This window comes from Pseudenhygromyxa sp. WMMC2535 (assembly GCF_011083025.2).
On sequence record NZ_JABJWV010000001.1, the window covers coordinates 4,000,113 to 4,017,870 of the forward strand.

General features: G+C 70.9%; 13 protein-coding genes and 1 pseudogene. 7 read left to right on the forward strand and 7 right to left on the reverse strand.

From position 1 onward, the window contains the following. Positions 1-30 precede the first annotated feature (30 nt). Positions 31-663 carry a tRNA 2'-phosphotransferase gene (locus G6O69_RS15730; protein ID WP_255215790.1) on the forward strand — a complete coding sequence of 211 codons (633 nt, stop codon included), beginning with the start codon at positions 31-33 and terminating at the stop codon, positions 661-663. On the opposite strand, the gene G6O69_RS15735 is transcribed toward G6O69_RS15730, so the two are convergent. Continuing rightward, positions 660-5,498 (reverse strand): DEAD/DEAH box helicase, encoded by a 4,839-nt coding sequence (locus tag G6O69_RS15735; protein WP_172304317.1) that lies wholly within the window; start codon positions 5,496-5,498, stop codon positions 660-662. The two genes, G6O69_RS15730 and G6O69_RS15735, sit on opposite strands and share 4 nt — an antisense overlap. Before the next feature lie 82 nt (positions 5,499-5,580). On the opposite strand from G6O69_RS15735, the pseudogene G6O69_RS15740 reads away from it, so the two are divergent. Both G6O69_RS15740 and G6O69_RS15745 read left to right on the forward strand, forming a co-directional pair. Continuing rightward, positions 5,581-5,700 (forward strand): annotated as a pseudogene (locus tag G6O69_RS15740) (LysR family transcriptional regulator); the annotation flags it as partial. Between the two features lie 10 nt (positions 5,701-5,710). Then, positions 5,711-6,271 (forward strand): ATP-binding protein, encoded by a 561-nt coding sequence (locus G6O69_RS15745; protein ID WP_172304318.1) that lies wholly within the window; start codon positions 5,711-5,713, stop codon positions 6,269-6,271. Positions 6,272-6,374: 103 nt separating this feature from the next. On the opposite strand, the gene G6O69_RS15750 is transcribed toward G6O69_RS15745, so the two are convergent. Together G6O69_RS15750 and G6O69_RS15755 are read right to left on the reverse strand one after the other, a co-directional pair. Beyond that, on the reverse strand, positions 6,375-7,619 hold the full coding sequence (locus tag G6O69_RS15750) for a metallophosphoesterase (protein ID WP_172304319.1): 1,245 nt from the start codon (positions 7,617-7,619) through the stop codon (positions 6,375-6,377). After that, positions 7,616-9,121: a hypothetical protein gene (locus G6O69_RS15755; protein WP_172304320.1), complete on the reverse strand. Its 1,506-nt coding sequence runs from the start codon at positions 9,119-9,121 to the stop codon at positions 7,616-7,618. The genes G6O69_RS15750 and G6O69_RS15755 overlap by 4 nt, the downstream gene beginning before the upstream one ends. A gap of 62 nt (positions 9,122-9,183) precedes the next feature. Here G6O69_RS15755 and G6O69_RS15760 point away from each other — a divergent pair, with 62 nt between their 5' ends. Then, positions 9,184-9,822, forward strand: a complete 639-nt coding sequence (locus G6O69_RS15760; RefSeq protein WP_255215791.1) for a DUF6151 family protein — start codon at positions 9,184-9,186, stop codon at positions 9,820-9,822. Positions 9,823-9,949: 127 nt separating this feature from the next. On the opposite strand, the gene G6O69_RS15765 is transcribed toward G6O69_RS15760, so the two are convergent. The 4 genes from G6O69_RS15765 to G6O69_RS15780 form a co-directional block, all read right to left on the reverse strand. Next, entirely contained in the window at positions 9,950-10,822 is an 873-nt protein-coding gene (locus tag G6O69_RS15765; protein ID WP_172304322.1) for a hypothetical protein, read from the reverse strand. A gap of 283 nt (positions 10,823-11,105) precedes the next feature. Beyond that, a complete protein-coding gene (locus G6O69_RS15770; RefSeq protein WP_172304323.1) occupies positions 11,106-12,059 on the reverse strand; it encodes a rhomboid family intramembrane serine protease in 954 nt (317 codons plus the stop codon). A 28-nt stretch (positions 12,060-12,087) separates the two neighbouring features. Then, positions 12,088-12,387 carry a hypothetical protein gene (locus tag G6O69_RS15775; RefSeq protein ID WP_172304324.1) on the reverse strand — a complete coding sequence of 100 codons (300 nt, stop codon included), beginning with the start codon at positions 12,385-12,387 and terminating at the stop codon, positions 12,088-12,090. 125 nt (positions 12,388-12,512) lie between these two features. Beyond that, a complete protein-coding gene (locus G6O69_RS15780) occupies positions 12,513-12,920 on the reverse strand; it encodes a VOC family protein (RefSeq protein WP_172304325.1) in 408 nt (135 codons plus the stop codon). A 732-nt stretch (positions 12,921-13,652) separates the two neighbouring features. On the opposite strand from G6O69_RS15780, the gene G6O69_RS15785 reads away from it, so the two are divergent. The 3 genes from G6O69_RS15785 (at position 13,653) to G6O69_RS15795 (ending at position 17,744) form a co-directional block, all read left to right on the forward strand. After that, positions 13,653-14,042, forward strand: coding sequence for a hypothetical protein (locus tag G6O69_RS15785; RefSeq protein WP_176396865.1), 390 nt, complete (start codon positions 13,653-13,655; stop codon positions 14,040-14,042). Between the two features lie 13 nt (positions 14,043-14,055). Then, positions 14,056-16,290 carry a DUF4215 domain-containing protein gene (locus G6O69_RS15790; RefSeq protein WP_172304326.1) on the forward strand — a complete coding sequence of 745 codons (2,235 nt, stop codon included), beginning with the start codon at positions 14,056-14,058 and terminating at the stop codon, positions 16,288-16,290. Positions 16,291-16,679: 389 nt separating this feature from the next. Then, on the forward strand, positions 16,680-17,744 hold the full coding sequence (locus G6O69_RS15795) for a hypothetical protein (RefSeq protein ID WP_172304327.1): 1,065 nt from the start codon (positions 16,680-16,682) through the stop codon (positions 17,742-17,744). Positions 17,745-17,758: the final 14 nt, after the last annotated feature.

The following is a 17,758-nucleotide window of genomic DNA, read 5'->3' on the forward strand; positions in this document are numbered from 1 at the left end:
GATGATGATGGGGAGGCCTAGGTTATGGCCATGACCATCGCTACCATGACGACGAGGGCAAACATGAGCCGCCAGCGCGTCACCCAACATAGCAAGCGCCTGTCGTGGCTGCTCCGCCACGGCGCCCGGGAGGTCGGGCTGGCCATGGACCCGGCCGGCTGGGTCGACATCCCGGCGCTGCTCGGCCACCTCCGCATGAACCGCGCGACCCTCGACGAGGTCGTGCGCACCAACGACAAGAACCGCATCCAGATCGAGGGCGAGCGCGTGCGGGCCTGCCAGGGCCACTCCAAGGACGCGGGCGTGCGCCTCGACGCGCTCGAGGCCTCGTGGGCCGAGTTCACCGGCGAGGACAGGATCTGGCACGGGACGCGCGGAGAGGTGATCCCGATCGTCGCGCGGGAGGGGCTGTCGCCGCAGCAGCGCACCCACGTCCACCTGGCGGCCGGGCTGCACAGCAAGGTCGGCAAGCGGGCGCAGGTCGAGATCATGCTGGGCGTGGATCCAGCCCGGGTCCGCGACGCTGGCGTGCGGATCTACGAGGCGCCCAACGGTGTGATTCTCGCCCGGCGGATCCCCGCCCAGGCGATCGTCGAGCTGCGCGGCATGACCCGGCGTGGGCGCGCACGGGAGGCCGAGCTGCGTGCGCTGCTCGGGCTCTAGAGCTCCGAAGACACGCCGATCACCCGCGGCGCGCCCTCGGCTGGGTCCTCCCGGGCCCAGCCGCGGTCGCGCTGGCGCAGCAGCCCGTCGTGGGTCTTGCGAAAGCCCGCGGCGACCAGGGTCGCGGCCAGGGGGTGCTCGTTGGCGGGCTCGTCGTCGATCTTCTCGAGCAGCAGGGCCTTGCGCCGGGCCGGGGCGTGGTGGAGGAGCTCGACGAGGGCCGCGGCCAGGTGCTCGCCGAGGCGCTCGCGCTCGGCGACGTCGGGGTGGAGGTCCTCGCCCACGAAGCTCAGCAGGTGCCGCTCGCTGCGGGACAGCCAGGCGAGCAGGTGGCCGTCGTGGAGGAACACGTGGGCTCCGGCGGCGCGCTGCGGCCTGGCTCCGGTCTCGCGCCGCGGCCAGGGCAGGGCCGCGCCCCAGGCGTTGGCGGGGTCGCAGGCCGCGAGCACGACGATGGGCGACTCGCCCTCGCGCTCGGGCTCCTCGCGCAGGCGGTCCTCGGCCCCGGGCAGGCCGAACTGCGCCCCGCCCATGCCGGCCACGAAGTAGCCGCGGCGGATCTTGCCGGCGGCCTCCATGGCCTTGAGCAGCGGGTAGTAGGCCGAGAAGCCCCCGGGCAGGCCCTCGCTGCGCACGGCCTCGCGGGTCACGACGCCGTAGCGCTCGAGCAGCTGGATCGCCGTGGCGGTGGCGCGCTCGGTCTCGCTGGGCGGCGCCAGCTGGGGATCGGGCTCGGCCCGTGGCTCGGGCTCGGCTCGTGACTCGAGCAGAAACCACCGCCCTTCGCTGCCGGGCGGCCCCGAGCGTCGCCCGTGGACCATGCCGTGGAGCGAGGGGCGGCGGCGAGTCTGGGCGCGGCGCTTGGCCAGCCCGCTGCCGGCGCGGGCCCGGGCGCGCAGCGGGGCCAGGGTGTCGTTGGAGACCTCGCCGGCCCAGACCAGCTCCCACAGGCTCTCGAGCAGCTCGGGGCCAAAGCCGCCGACCTCGCGCTCGAGGTCGGCGAAGAACATCGCCCCGCGCCGACCCAGGGCCGCGCGGATCTGCTGGTGGCGAGGGTTGCTCGGCGGCTCGGCGGCGGGCGCAGGCGAGAGCGTGGCCAGGTGGTCCGTCAGGTACAAGGCGATCTTGCCGTCGTCCTTGCCGAGGCCCTCCACGCCGCGCCAGCGCAGCTCGCCCATGGCGCAGAGCTGATCCAGCATGCCGGGCTGATAGCCGCGCAGGCGCGCCGGCAAGATCGCGCGCTCGAGATCCGAGGCCGGCAGCGGGATGCCCTGGAGCTGCTCGATGACGCCGAGCAGATCGTCGAGGCCCTCGCCGGGCTGGTCGATGCGGTGCCAGCCCGGCAAGAAGCGCGCGTAGATCCGCGCCTCGACGGCCTCGACGGCGGCGCTGAGCTTGGCCAGCGAGGCCCGCTTGAGCCGGCGCAGCACGTCGACGTCGCACCACTCGCGCTCGCGGCCGCCGGGCATGAACTCGCCCTCGAGCAGGCGGTCTTGTCCGCGCAGGCGCTCGAGGGCCGCGCGCACGGGGCCCAGACCCAGGCCCAGGCGGGTCGCCACGTCGGCGGCGGTGAAGGGCACGTGGGTGCGGGCGTAGCGGGCGACGAGGTCCTCGAGGGGGTCTTCGCAGACCTCGAGGAAGGCCAGGGGCAGGCCCATGGGCGGGACCACGCCGAGGGCGTCGCGGTAGCGGCCGGCGTCCTCGGCCGCGATCGAGCGCAGGACGCCGCCGATCGAGACCTCGGCGGCGCGGCGCTCGGTGAGCAGGGCGGCGATCCACTCGTCGACGCGGGCGCGCCGGGCTGCTTCTTTGCTCGCGCGTGCGCGAGCGGGATCGGTCTCCTCGGGCTCCTCGGGCGCGGGCTCGTCGGCTGCCCGCGCCACGATCTCCTCGCGGCTGAGCGCCCCGAGCTCGCGCAGCGCGTCGTGGAGCTGGTGGCGGTCGCGGATGTGCCGGCGCGGATCCAGGCGCTGGAGCAGGCGCTCGACCTCGTCGACGGCGTCGCGGTCGAGGAGCTCGCGCAGCTCGGCGTCGCCGAGGAGCTCGCGCAGCTGGGCATAGTCGAGGGCCAGAGCCTGGGCGCGGCGCTCGGCCCGGGGCTGATCGTCGTCGTAGAGAAATTGCCCGACCCACGAGAACACCACCGAGGCCGCGAAGGGCGAGGCGCTGCGGGTCTCGACCTCGCGCACGCGGATCCGTCGCTCGGCCACGGCGCGCAGCAGCTCGGTGAGCGCGGGCAGGTCGAAGACGTCGCGCAGGCACTCGCGGTAGGTCTCGAGGATGATCGGGAAGTTGCGGTAGCGGGTCGCGACTTGCAGCAGGTCCGCCGAGCGCTTGCGCTGCATCCACAAGGGCGTGCGCTTGCCGACCTGGCGGCGCGGGAGCAGCAGGGCCCGGGCCGCGTTCTCACGAAAGCGCGCGGCGAAGAGCGCCGAGCCGGCGAGGTTCTCGACCACCAGGTGCTCGACCTCGTCGGGCCCGGGGAAGAACACCGCCGCGGGCGGGGGCGTGTCGGTCTCGGGCAGGCGAAAGGCCATGCCCTCGTCGGTCCACAGCATGTCGACCTCGAGGCCGCCGCCTTGGCCCCAGCCCTCGCGCAGGCGCCCGGCGATGGCCGTGGCCCAGGGCGCGTGGACGCGGGCGCCGAAGGGCGAGAGCACGGCCACGCGCCAGTCGCCGATCTCGTCGATCCACCGCTCGACCACGATGACCTCGTCGCTGGGCAGCACGCCCGTGGCCTCGCGCTGGTCGTGGAGGTAGTCCACGAGGTTGCGGGCGGCGAGCGTGTCGAGGGCGTGGTCCGAGCGCAGCTTGGCCTCGGCGCGCTCGCGGGGCATGGCGATCAGCTCGCGGCCGAGGGCGCCGATCGCCCGGCCGAACTCCGGCGGGCGCCCGGGGCCCTCGCCGTGCCAAAAGGGCATGCGCCCGGACTCGCCCGGGGCCGGGGTCACGATCACGCGGTCGCGGGTGATCTCGGCGATCTTCCACGAGCTCGCCCCGAGCACGAACACGTCGCCCTCGCGCGACTCGAACACCATCTCCTCGTCGAGCTCGCCGACCCGCGTGCCCGGGCCGCCGTCCTCGCCGAGCATGAACACCCCGTAGAGCCCGCGATCCGGGATGGTGCCGGCGTTGGTCACGGCCAGCTTCTGCGCGCCCTTGCGGGCCTCGACGGTGCCCGCCAGGCGATCCCAGATCAGCCGCGGGCGCAGCTCGGCGAACTCGTTGCTGGGGTAGCGGCCGGCGAGCATGTCCAAGGTGCCCTCGAAGGCGCGGCGGCCGAGCTCGGCGAAGGGCGCGGCGCGGCGGACCTGGACCCACAGGGCCTCGACCGCCACGGGGCCGCCGGCCATCGCGACCATGGCCACGAGCTGCTGGGCGAGCACGTCGAGGGGGTTGCGCGGGTAGTAGGTGGGCTCGACCAGGCCCTCGCGCATGTGGCTGACGACCGCGGCGCAGGCCAGGAGATCGTGGCGGTACTTGGGGATCAGCACCCCGGCCGAGACCCCGCCGACCTGGTGCCCGGCCCGGCCCACGCGCTGGAGCCCCGAGGCTACCGAGGGCGGGGCCTCGATCTGGACGACGAGGTCGACCGCGCCCATGTCGATGCCGAGCTCGAGGGAGCTGGTCGCGACGATCGCCGGGAGGTCGCCGCGCTTGAGCCGGTCTTCGACGACGGCGCGCACGTCCTTGGACACGCTGCCGTGGTGGGCCATGGACAGCTCGCGGCCGGCGAGGGTGTTGATCGCCTGGCTGAGGCGCTCGGCCAGGGAGCGGTTGTTGACGAAGAGCATCGTCGAGCGGTGCGACTCGATCAGCTCGACGAGGCGCGGGTGGATCGACGGCCAGATCGAGGTCCCGCTGCCCTGACCGGCGGCGACGGCCGCGGCCACGCCGGCGGCGGGGCCCGAGGGGATCCGGTCCTCGAGATCGTCAGCGTCTTCCTCCCCATCCTCGGCCGCGGCCATGGGCGCGGCCAGCCGGGCCATGTCCTCGACGGGGACCTCGACGACGAGATCGAGGGCGCGGCGCCGGCCCGCGTCGATGATCGTCACCGGGCGCGGGCGCATGCGCTCGGGGTCCTCGCTCGAGGGCGCGCGCTCGTAGCCGCCGAGCAGCCGGGCGACCTCGTCGAGGGGGCGCTGCGTGGCCGACAGGCCGATGCGCTGGCTGGGCCGAGGCGTGGCTGCTGCTGCTGCTGCTGCCGTTGGAGTTGTCGGGGTTTGGGGGTCGTCTTCCGAGCCGAGGCCGCGCTCGTGCTCGAGGCGCTCGAGCGAGGCGAAGAGGTGAGCGCCGCGCTTGCTGGCGACCATCGAGTGGATCTCGTCGACGATCACCGTGTCCACGCCGCGCAGGGTCTGGCGGGCCTGGGAGGTGAGCAGCAAGAACAGCGACTCGGGCGTGGTGATCAGGATGTCCGGCGGGTGGCGAAGCATCCGCGCGCGCTCGCGCTGAGGCGTGTCGCCGGAGCGGATCCCCACCGTGGGCACGCGATGCGCCTCGCCGCGGCGGTTGGCGACCGCCGCGATCCCAGCCAGGGGCGCCCGGAGGTTGCGCTCGACGTCGACGCCCAGGGCCTTGAGGGGCGAGATGTAGAGCACCCGGACCTGCTCGCGCTCGGGCGCGGGCTCGAACATCAGGCGGTCGATGGCGACCAAGAACGCGGCCAGGGTCTTGCCCGAGCCGGTGGGCGCGAGCAGCAGGCTCGAGTTCCCGGCGAGCACCGACGGCCAGCCCTTTTGCTGGGCGAGGGTCGGCCCGCCCGGGAAGGCGGCGCCGAACCACTCGCGCACGGCGGGGTGGAATTCGCCGAGGGGGTCTGGCGCGGCGCTCATGGGCTCCAAGGAACGATCGCGCCGGGGGATTTTCGTGTCAAACGCGGAGGCGGCTCGCACGCGAGGACGCGTAGCGAGCCGCCCGTCTTTTTCGGGCTATCACCTCTACGATCCCAGCCGCCGGCAGCCCTCCGCGGCCTTCGAGCTGCTCGTCGAGGCGCTGCGCTACCGCGGGTTCGCCGACGCGGCCGCGGGCGAGTAAGCTGCGCCCCGTGGCGGAGTTCAAGCTCGCCTTCATCGGCACCCACGGCGTGGGCAAGACGACCCTGTGCTACGGCCTCGCGGCTCGGCTCAAGGCCGCGGACGTGGTCCTCGACATCGTCCACGAGGTCGCGCGTCGCTGCCCGCTCCCGATCAACGAGGACACCAGCTTGGCGGCGCAGTCGTGGATCTTGCACACGCAGATCTCCGACGAGCTCGTGGCCGCGGCCCGCCACCCGGCGGTGCTCTGCGATCGCAGCGTGCTCGACAACTACGTCTACCTGTTGCTCACCTGCGGGCGCCAGCCGGGCCTCGAGGCCCTGGTCAACTGGTGGCTGCGCGGCTACCAGCGCCTGATCTACGTGCCGATCGTCGACGAGCCGCGCGAGGACGGGATGCGCTCGACGGACGCGGTGTTCCAGCGCGCGGTCGACGAGCGGCTGCTGCGGGAGCTCGAGGCCCGCGAGCTCCCGGTGCTCCGCCTCGAGCCCACGGCCCGCGAGGACTGGCTCGACGTGGTCGAGGCCGAGGTCCGCCCGCTCGTGACCACGCCGCAGCTGCCGCTGCTCTGAGCGCTCGGGGTCGCGCCGGGTCCTGCAGACGCTCGGACTCGGCCGGAGACCGGGATGAAGGGCCCGGGGGCAGCTGGGGAGACCCGGGCTCGGGGATCCCGACTCAGGGATCCGTGCACAGCGGGATCGTGGTCGGGGTCACCGTCTGGGGCAGCGCGCCCGGGGGCGGGACCTCGACGAAGCAGGTCTCGTAGTCGCCGCCCTCGATGGTCAGGCGGATGTAGCCGTAGATCGGCGGCCCCGCGCCCTGCCAGGCCCCGGCGGTCCCGGCGATGATCTCGCGCATCGTGGCGCCGGCGATCTCGAGGTCGGGGAAGTCGCGGAGCATGTGCGCGTGGCCGGCGAGGACCAGGTCGCCGCCCTGGTAGGCGAATTCGCCGAGGGTGATCGCGGCGAGGTCCTCGTCGCTCCATCCGGCCGAGGTCAGGCCGGGGTAGGGCGCGTGGTGCATGGCGGCGATCTGTAGCTGCGTGTCGCCGGGGTCGAAGAGCTCGGGCAGCCGGCCGATCACCGAGGTCGCCACGGCCCCGGAGCCCGAGTCGAGCATCGCCACGTGGGTGGTGCAGATGTCGAAGCCGTAGTTCCCCGGGCCGAAGTTTTGGTTGAAGTAGGGCAGGTGCGACTCGTAGACGTCGTGGTTGCCCGGGGTCAGGGCGAAGGGCACGGGCACCGGCTCGAGCAGGTCGGCGAAGATCCGAAACTCGTCCTCGACGGAGCTCTCGGTCAGGTCACCGGCGACGAGCACCCCGGTCAGCAGCTCGCCGGCGGCGGCGGCGTCCTGGGCCTCGGTCTGGATGCGATCGATGATCCGCGAGAAGTGCGTGGGGTTTGTCTGGATGTCGGCGAGGGCGATCAGCCGGTAGCGCTCGGTGCAGGCCAGGTTGCCGCGGATCCACACGACCTCGCCGGCGGGGACCTCGATCTCGAGCTCGCGGCGCGGGCCCTCGCCGGCGGCGGAGCTCAGGGCTTCCTCGCCGAGCGGGCCGACGCGGAGCTCGGCGCGGGGGTGGAGGTTCGTCAGGGTCAGGGCCACGCTGGCGTCGCGCTCGTCCGAGGCGCGCAGCGAGAGGGCGAAGTCCCCCATGTGCGCCACGCGGACGTTGACCCGACCCTCGCGCTCGCGGACCAGGCCGTGGGCGAGCCAGCCGGCCTCGGCGTCGGTGGCGTCCGCGGCCTGCATGCGGACCTCGACGCCGGAGTTTGTCAGCGCCCGGGCGAAGCCGTCCTCGGCGAGCACGCGGCACTCGGCCCGGGTGTAGTCGGGCGTGGCGCACTCGGCCTCGGTGCAGTTGATCAGCGTCAAGCTGGCGCAGGCCAGGAGCGTGGTGTGGACGCGGGCGGTGGTCATGGCTTGCTCGGGATTGTCAGGTTGGGGAGCACGACGCCGAAGCGCAAGAAGGGCGAGAGGCCGTCGCCGACCCGGGCCCCGAGGTCGATCTGGTAGGCCACGGCCGCGTCGCGGGGGCGCACGCGGATCGAGAACTGCGCGACCATGTGGCCGAGGAAGCCGACGATCGAGCCGAAGTTCATGCCCAGGGCCGAGAAGCGCGAGTGCACGTAGCCCAAGGTCAGCTGGCCGACGACCGTGGCCCGGCGGGCCTTGGGCAGCAAGGAGATCGGGATGTCGAGGTCGAACCACGCCTCGCTGTAGATCGGCCCGGCTTCGAAGCTGCCGGCGACGAGATCGTCGGGGGCCCCGTGGGCGACGCGATCCCAGCGCGGGCCCATGTAAAAGGTGAAGCGCTGACGCGGCGAGACGTGCCAGCGGAAGCCAAAGGTCAGCGGGGTCAGGATCACGCGCTCGTTGATGCGCGGGTCGGCGTCGCTGCCCAGGCCGAGGTTGTCGCGGGCCACGAAGAACTGCGGCTTGTAGCGCAGCTCGAGCTGGCCGAGGTGACCCGGCGCCTTGGGGATCAGCGGGTAGGGCAGGCGCAAGGCGAGGTCGAGGCCGATCGAGCTGCGCCAGCCCGAGCGCGTGAGCGCCTGGTCGAAGGTCCCGCCGGCGCCGTTGTCTTCGAGGGCAGTCGAGGTCCGCGGGTCGCGGTCGAGGCTCGCGCCCAGGTCCCCGCCAAAGGAGCCGATCAGCCGCAGGCGGCCGAGGTCGTGGGGGAAGGACATGGTCGGGGCGATCGAGCCGCTGAGCGAGTAGGGGGCGCTCTCGTCGGTGGTCCCGGTCCCGCCCAGGCCCAGGCCGATGGCGAAGGTCGAGGGCGAGATGCGATCGGGGATCGTCGGGCCGTCGCCGCCGAGCAGGGCCGCGATGCCGCCGATCGCCGCGGCGCTCATCGCAATGACGCCGGAGCCAGCGATCGGCATGGCCGGGTCGCCGATGCGGTTGCGGTCGCCGTAGGTGAAGATCAAGGCCACGGGGATGACCGTGCCGAGCAGGCCGCCAGCGCCGAGGATCAGCCGGGTGCTGGTCGGGCGCACGCAGGGGTCGACCTCGGGGAGGCAGCGGTGGACCCGGCGGACGTGGCGAGGCGGCGGGAGAGCCTCGATGTTGGGCAGCGGCGCGGGCTCGCCCGCGGCGGGCTCGCTGGGATCCGCGAGCTGGGGAGCGGGAGGCGTCTGGACCTGGTCCGAAGCGGAGGCGGGCTCGGGCGCCGGGAGCTCGCTCGCTGGCGCGGCGTCGGCCTGACCCGCAGCGTCGGCCTGACCTGAGGCGTCGGCCTGACCCGCGGCGTCGGTCTGACCTGCGGCGTCGGCCTGACCTGCGGCGTCGGCCTCGGCCGGGCTCAGGCTCTCGGCCGGCGGCGTGTCGACGTCTGGGAGCGTGGCACCCTCTTGCTCGCCTGGAGCGGGCGAACCGAGCACTGACAGCCAAAACAGCGTCTCGAGGGCCAAGCGCATCGTCGGCGATGAGTACCACAATCGAGGTAGCGCGAGCGGTGTGAGCGGGACGCGCGTGAAGCATGCCCTGGGCACCCCCTACCTTGATAGACTGCGGCGTGGCTCAGGATGTCCCTCTCGCGTGCCGCTGCGGCGCGCTGCGTGGTCGAATGCATCGCGTCGAGCCCAGGCGGGCCAACCACCTGGTATGCATGTGCGACGACTGTCAGACCTACATGCGCTGGCTCGATCGCCAAGCGTTCCTCGATGCCAGCGGCGGCACGGAGGTCGTCCAGCTCTACCCCGACCAGGTCACCCTCGACGAAGGGCGCGAGCACCTGCGCTGCGCGAGGCTCTCGCCCAAGGGGCTGATGCGCTGGTACGCGGGCTGCTGCAAGACCCCGGTGGTCAACGGTCTCGACAAGCCGCGGGTGCCCTTCCTCGGCGTGCACGGAGCCTTCATCGCCCTCGAGGGTGACGCGCGCGAGGACGCGCTGGGCCCGATCCGCGCCCGGGTGATGGGCCGCTTCGGCCAGCGACCGCTGCCCCCGGGCAGCTACGAGCGCGCGCCCTTTGGGCTGCTCGTCCGCGTCGCCGGACAGCTGGCTCGCGGCTACTTCGGCGGTCGCCACCAGCCCTCGCCGGTCTACGACGCGCGGGGCGAGTCGCTCGTCGCGCCCGCGGTGCTCGATCGAGCCGAGCGCGACGCGGCCCGACCCTGACCGCCGGAGCTCGACTGGCCGAGCTCGACTGGCCGAACCCCGAGTATTCGAAAAGGGCGACGCCCGGGCGGTCGCCGCTGCTGCGACTTCCACCCGGGCGTCCCCTGTGAAGAATCCGAGCGGAGGCTCAGATCGAGACGCAGCTGATCTCGCCGCCGTCGAAGGAGGACTCGACGTTCGCGCAGGCCGCGTCGTCGGAGCAGCCGCAGGCGCCGTTGCTGTTGCAGACGTCGCCAGCGTCGCCCTCGACGCACTGGTCGTCGGCCGAGCAGCCGCAGACGCCGGCGTTGCAGGTGCCGAACTCGGGCTCGCCGAGGGTGGCGCAGTCGTTGTCGCTGGCGCACTCGCAGGTGCCGGTGTCGACGTTGCAGCTGGGGTAGGCGGTGCTCAGGCAGTCGGTGTCGCTCGAGCAGGGGAGGAAGCAGTAGCCGTCCTCGTGGCAAGCCGCGTCGGCCTGGCCGCAGACGATGACGTCCTCACCATCGATGTCGGTGGTGGGGATCTCGTCCATGGTCAGCGTCTCGCAGCTGATCACGTCGGTCGGACCGGTGACGCAGTGGCCCTCGCCCTCGACCTCGATGCAGATCTGGCCGAGCGCGTCACACTCGCCGCCGCCCGCGGTGCAAGCGGTGCCGAAGCTCCAGCCGCTGAGCGTCGCGATGCACTCGTCGTCGGTGCTGCAGCCGCTGGACTCGCCGGTGCAGAAGCTGTCGACGCAGGTCAGGCCAGAGTCGACGCCGCCGATGGTGCAGTCGGCGTCGCTGGTGCACTGGTGCGCGCAGTAGTTCTCGCCGCCGCCCTCGGTGGTGGTGCCGACGTCGTCCTCGGCCGTGGTCTCGCCAGTGGTCTCGGAGGTGCCGGCGGTCTCGTCGGTGCCGGCGTCGGTGGTGCTGTCAGTGGTGCTGTCAGTGGTGGTGTCGTCGCTGCTGCCGTCGTCGGAGCAAGCGCCGAGGATGAGGAGCATGGAAGGGACAATGAAGCGCAAAGTGGGGGTACGCATGATGCGGAGGCTACTATGCGAAAGAGCGTGAATCGCCAACCCCCGGGCCGGGCGTTTTGTTTGGGGGGATGGATGACGCTCACAAGCGAGACCGTCGGGAGAAATGCCACCTTAAACGGCCTATGTTGGCCTATAAACCCGACTTTTTTTTGCAAGCGGCAGCACGAGGTGGGGAAGAAGTCCCCAGCCGAGCAATGAATATCGTGCTTTGTGTCACTCGCCGCTGATCCTTTCGTGTCAGACCGAACGGACAAAACACCTAATCGGAATTGAGTTTGGAACTCTAGTGAGGTGTGGGGGCGAGCATTTCTTCGATCTCCGCGAGGGCGCTGCGATACAGGGCGTGCTCGGGATCACGGAGCACGGCCTCGCGCAGCGCACGATGTGCGTCGTCGATGCGATCCGAGAGGTAGTACAGGCGCGCGAGATAGGCCCAGTGCTCTGCTGGCGCACGGTGGTAGTTGGTTCCGCGCTCGGCCAGCGCGACGGCGGCCGCGAGATCCCCCGCGCGCTCGGCCTCGGCGGCGAGGACCATGGCGTCCAGGCCTGCGCGCGCGCTGAAGTTGACCGTGGGGCGCAGGACCGTCGCGCCGGCGCTGAACAGGGCGAGGCTCGCCACCAGGGTGGAGATCGCCCCGGCTCGACGCGGCCCTCGCTCGACCATGGCCCAGCCGAGGAGCGCGCCGGCGCTCGCTCCGCCTGCGTGGGCGAAATTCGCCACGGGGACGAGGTCGGTGATGGTCATGGCCACGCACAGCACGAACCAAAACCCAAAGAAGTTGAGCGCGCGGCGATCGAGCAGCCCCGACCACCGCGGGCTGCGGCGGCCGAGCACGGCGAGCATCGCGACAAGGCCATAGACGACCCCGGACAGGCCCACGGCCGAGCCGCTCATGGCGTACTCGAGCAGCGAGCCGGCGAGGGCGAAGAGCACCAGCAGGCCGAGGGTGCGCAGGTGCCCGAGCCGGGCCTCGATCGGCGCGCCCAAGGTCCACAGCCAGTAGACGTTGAAGCCGACGTGAAAGAGGCCAGGGAAGGGGTCGTCGCTGCGCAGCTGGCTGGCGTGGAGCAGCGTCGAGGTCAGCAGCCGCCACGGCTCGCGGCCAAAGGCGCGCAGGTCGAGGCCGAGGAGCTCGACGGCCTCGGGCGGGGCGAGGGCGTAGAGGCCAATCGCGAGCAGGCAGGTCCCACCGACGGCGGGAAAGCGTGGCAGCTCGCTGAGGCTGGCCGGGGTCATGGCAGCGAGCGCGGCCGCGGGCCGGACTTCACTTGCAGTTGGCCTCGACCTCGCCGATGGACGACTGGGCGAGGACGCACTCGACCTCCTCGACCGAGCCCTCGCTGACGCAGGCGGTGACGATCTCGTCGTGCTTGTCCTCGGCGAGCTTGCGGATCCGCGAGTTGGGCTTCTCGCGGGACTCTTGGAGCAGCTCGATGAAGTGCTCGGCGAAGGCCTCGCACTGGTCTTGGGAGGGCTTCTTGGCGCAGCCCGCCACCAAGGTCGAGGCGGCGACCAGGGCGAGGACGAGGGAGGGCGCGGTGGCGAGTGAGCGAAGGCGGCGCATGGGGGCGAGCAGATGCTAGCAGCCCCCGCTGAAACCCACCACGACCACGCCTGCGGGCGCTCGGCGACGCACGCGTGGCCGCGCCGGGCTTCACCGCGGAGCACAGCACGGAGCGCGGGCAGGCCTCAGCCGGCCTGATGGAGCGCAAAGGTCGCTCCTGCGGGATCGCGGACCACCGCCATGCGGCCGTCACCGGCGGAGCGCGGGCCGTCGATGATCTCGCCGCCGCCAGCCGAGACCTTGGCGAGGCGCGCGTCGAGGTCGTCGACGACGATGTAGAGCATCCACTGCGCGGGCAGGCCAGCGTTGGAGCCTCGCGCGTGGCACAGCCCCGCGACCACGGTCCCGTCCGCGGTCTTCATCACGTAGTCGTCGTAGTCGCCCATGGACACGGGCGTCGCGGACCAGCCCGCGACCTCGGCGTAAAAGCTGCGCAGGCCGTCCGCGTCGGGCACGGTGAGGTCGTGCCAACCGATGACGCCGTCATTGTTCGTGGTGGTTCGCTCGTCGGCGTTCTCGGGATCGTTGCTCATGAGTCCAACATACCCGATCGTGCGCACGATTGTCGCGATCTGTTCGAATGTGCGTGATATCATCACACTGAAAATTGGATGTCCACACTCTGGTAGTGCTCGGATAGCACTCGGATAGTCGAGATGGCCGATTTTCCATCCCCGCAGGTCCCGACAGCGAGGCCTTCGGCGACCAGATCGACGCGAAAAAGCGCCAGATCACGGGTATCGCTTCGCAGCCCGACGGGACCCGACGCCGCCCTCGACCAACTCCCGCGCCTGCCCCGAGCTTCCCCCGGGGCTGACTCGCAGCCTCGATCTCGCGTTCGCCCGCGACCCCGAGCCCCATTCGATCGACTCGCTCGAAGCAAGCTTCGACGACCCGGCCTACCTCGCGCTGCGTAGAGCGACCTGTCCCTGCTCGGAAGCCGCCTGGCGCGAGGCGCTCGTCAGTCCCGATCCTGGGGTTCTGTTCGAAGCCTGTCAGCTGGCTCGCTTTGGCCTGGTCGCGGAGGGCGAGCCCTTTGTCTACGAAGACCTCCACGCGCACATGCTCTACGAGTGGATGCGCTCGCGCGGCGTCGCCGACTCGCTGTCGCGTCCGGTCGCGCGCGCTGGTCTCGGCGAGCGCGAGCCCGGCAGCTTCAGGGCCCACATTTCGCCTGATATTCACCGGGCCCTCGAACGCGCAGCCGCACGCAAGGCAGGAGCCCGCTCCCCGCCTCCAGCTCGCCGCCGACGCAAGCATCGACTTTGGCCTCTGTCGAGCCGGCGGAGCCGAGGCAGCTGAGGTTGTTGTTCGAGGGCGAGGCGAGCGATCTCGAGGCCGCGCTCGTCCTCCCGGCACCCGTGGCCGTGGCTTCTCCAGGGGGTGTTCGCGGTGGACATCATGACCTGCCCACGCTGTCAGGGGCCGATGCGGCTGCTGAAGATCGCCACCAACCGGAGCGGAGGGAGGCCAGCTTGCTGGCCGGAGTACGCGTAGGTAGACGAGCACGGCCGAAGGCCGCGCGCAGTCAAGCCGGAGGAGATCGCGGGAGCGCTGGCGGAGGCGGGGCTGGGGCCGGGGCCGCCTCCGCGTCGGCGGCGGGTGATGCCCGGGCAACTCGAGCTGAGCTTCGCTGCGTGAAGTGCGCGACCTGATCTGGCCGCGGGCGTGGAGGAGTGCGACGACGGCAACGACGACGACACCGACATCTGCCTCACGGGCTGCGTCGAGGCCACCTGTGGCGACGGTTTCGTCGGTCCGGGTGAGGGTTGCGACGACGCGAACGTCGACGACGACGACGAGTGCAGTAACGCTTGTGTCCCGGCGAGTTGCGGCGATGGGGTGATGCAGCCGGGCGAGCTGTGTGACGACGGCAACGCCGACAACACCGACGATTGCCTCGACACCTGCGCGGCGGCGAGCTGCGGCGACGGGTTCGTGTGGGGGAACAACGAGGAGTGCGACGACGGCAACGCCGACAACACCGACGATTGCCTCGACACCTGCGCGGCGGCGAGCTGCGGCGACGGGTTCGTGTGGGGGAACAACGAGGAGTGCGACGACGGCAACGCCGACAACACCGACGATTGCCTCGACACCTGCGCGGCGGCGAGCTGCGGCGACGGGTTCGTGTGGGGGAACAACGAGGAGTGCGACGACGGCAACATGGACGACTTCGACACCTGCACGAGCGTGTGCACGGATTCGCCGGAGACCCCGACGCTGCAGCTCGGCTTCTCGCAGGTCAAGCAGTTCAACTTCAGCTGGGCGGCGGTGCTGGGTGCGGAGTACTACCAGCTGTACGAGAGCGTCGATGGCGTGGCGCCCTTCGTGCAGGTCGGCGGCGACATCCAGGGCGAGTCGGTGTCGGTCACGATGCCGCTGCACTTCCGGCTCGACGCGAGCTACAAGCTGCTGGCGTGCAACATGGATGGTTGCTCCGAGTCGGCGGTGGTCGACGTGGTCGGTTCGCTCGCCGAGGCGGTCGGGTACTTCAAGGCCTCCAACACCGACGCCTACGACGAGTTCGGTTATAGCGTGGCGCTGTCGGACGACGGCAACACGCTGGCGGTCGGCGCCAATCAGGAGAGCAGCTACGCGACGGGCATCGGTGGCAATCAGGCCAACGACTACGCCTCCTATAGCGGAGCGGTCTACGTGTTCGTGCGCAACGGCGGCGCGTGGTCGCAGGAAGCCTACGTCAAGGCCTCCAACACCGGCGCCTACGACCGGTTCGGCTGGAGCTTGGCGCTGTCGGGCGACGGCAACACGCTGGCGGTCGGCGCCTGGGAGGACAGCAACGCGACGGGCATCGGTGGCAACCAGGCCGACAACTCCGCCTCCGGCAGTGGAGCGGTCTACGTGTTCGTGCGCAACGGCGGCGCGTGGTCGCAGGAAGCCTACGTCAAGGCCTCCAACACCGGCGCCCAGGACCAGTTCGGTGATAGCTTGGCGCTGTCGGGCGACGGCAACACGCTGGCGGTCGGCGCCGATGAGGACAGCAACGCGACGGGCATCGGTGGCAACCAGGCCGACAACTCCGCCTCCGATAGCGGAGCGGTCTACGTGTTCGTGCGCAACGGCGGCGCGTGGTCGCAGGAAGCCTACGTCAAGGCCTCCAACACCAGCGCCGAGGACTGGTTCGGCGTCCGCGTGGCGCTGTCGGGCGACGGCAACACGCTGGCGGTCGGCGCCTCTGGGGAGGACAGCAACGCGACGGGCATCGGTGGCAACCAGGCCAACAACTCCCGCTCCGGGAGTGGAGCGGTCTACGTGTTCGTGCGCAACGGCGGCGCGTGGTCGCAGGAAGCCTACGTCAAGGCCTCCAACACCGGCGCCGGCGACCAGTTCGGTGATAGCGTGGCGCTGTCGGGCGACGGCAACACGCTGGCGGTCGGCGCCCATTGGGAGAACAGCAACGCGACGGGCATCGGTGGCAACCAGGCCAACAACTCCAACTCCGGGAGTGGAGCGGTCTACGTGTTCGTGCGCAACGGCGGCGCGTGGTCGCAGGAAGCCTACGTCAAGGCCTCCAACACCGGCGACGACGACTATTTCGGTGATAGCGTGGCGCTGTCGGGCGACGGCAACACGCTGGCGGTCGGCGCCTATGGGGAGGACAGCAACGCGACGGGCATCGGTGGCAACCAGGCCAACAACTCCGCCACCCGCAGTGGAGCGGTCTACGTGTTCGTGCGCAACGGCAGCGCGTGGTCGCAGGAAGCCTACGTCAAGGCGTCCAACACCGGCGCCAGCGACCATTTTGGCGAGAGGATGACGCTGTCGGGCGACGGCAACACGCTGGCGGTCGGCGCCCATCGGGAGGATAGCAACGCGACGGGCATCGGTGGCAACCAGGCGGCCGACTCCGCCTCCGCGAGCGGAGCCGTCTACCTCTACTGAGCCGCACTCGGCCAGCCCGAGTCCCCACCATGCAGCGAGCTCTCGCATTCGTGCGAGGGCTCGCTGCATGGTCATCAACCCATTGAAGGAGTGATACGACCCCACACGCCACGCAACTGCTCGAGCTCGTCCACGACACAGTCTCCGCCGCGGGCGTGACGATCCAGGCGTTCAAGCGGCTCACCTGCGCATGATCGGCTCTCACCCGATCTTGTTCCCGAAGCCGGGACCAAATCCCGGCGCGGGGCTGCAGGAATTCGGGTTGGTCGCAAGAGAGCTGGGATAGAGGTCGAGGCCGCCGCAGTGGAACAGGATGGTGTTGCAAAAGCGAGCGCGGTTGCGGTAGCCACAGGCTCGCTTCTCGAATGTGCCTGGACTTGCTTGACGCCGTGCTCGGGGCAGCTCACCCGCGGGACGGCGACGCTGACACCGGCGTCGTCGAAGCCAAGCCCGCTCAGGCGTCCGAGCCGACCGAGCTGCCCGACGTGAGCGATGGTGTCAGCGCGCCCAAGCTCGAGCAGTACGACAAGCAGCTCGAGAAGGATCCCGAGTGGGACAAGCTGTCCGAGGCCGACAAGCGCTTGCTGATCGAGTGGCTCGAGGCCAACCCCGGAGAAGAGCCGGGCGATGTCGACTTCACCGCCGTGACCACGGGGATGAAGCTACGCATGGCGCTGAAGCTCAGCTGGCGCTACTGGCCCGAAGAGCTCCAAGAAGCGGCCTATGTCGCGTTTACCGATGGCATGTTCCTGGCTCAGCTCGCGGCGCTGACGACCTTTCACGTGTATCTGTGGGTCGCCCCCGATCCCTCCGGCGTGACCAAGGGCATCGCCGCGGTCCTGACCGCCTACCTGCTGACGATGTTTGCCTGGCACGACATCGTCGGCTTCGCCCAGGCCTTCCTCAGCAAGGCCAAGCAGCAGCTGGCCCGGGCCGAGATGATCGCCGACGGCTACGCCGTCGACCCCGACGTTCAGGCCGGGATTCGCTTCAAGTCGGCGTACTATCGGCTCAAGCCGATCCTGGACCGCGTCGCCAAGCACAGCACCCGACTCCGGCGACTCATCGACTGGGCGAACGACAAGGGCAAGCCGCAGCTGCCGGGTGAGATCGCCGAGATGATCGCGCGCGAGCAGCTGCGGGCGGACCTGGGCCCGGATCAATCGGTGACGGAGAGCGCCACGCTCGTGGTCAAGGAGGTCCCCGGCTATACCAACATCGATCAATTCATCGCCGACGAAGTCGCCGCAGGCCAGCCCGAGCCCGATCGCTTCACCATGCGCGAGGGCGATGGCAAGGTTTGGCGTGTCATCGCGGAGATCGACAACCTCCCCTACGACGCAGGCACGCTCCGCGCCGTGGTCATGGAGTTCTGGGACAACCTGCCTCCGGACGTGCAAAAGCAGATGATGCCGCCGTTGACGACCAACGAGCCCAAGGAGGACGAGCCATGACGGTGACTCGGTTC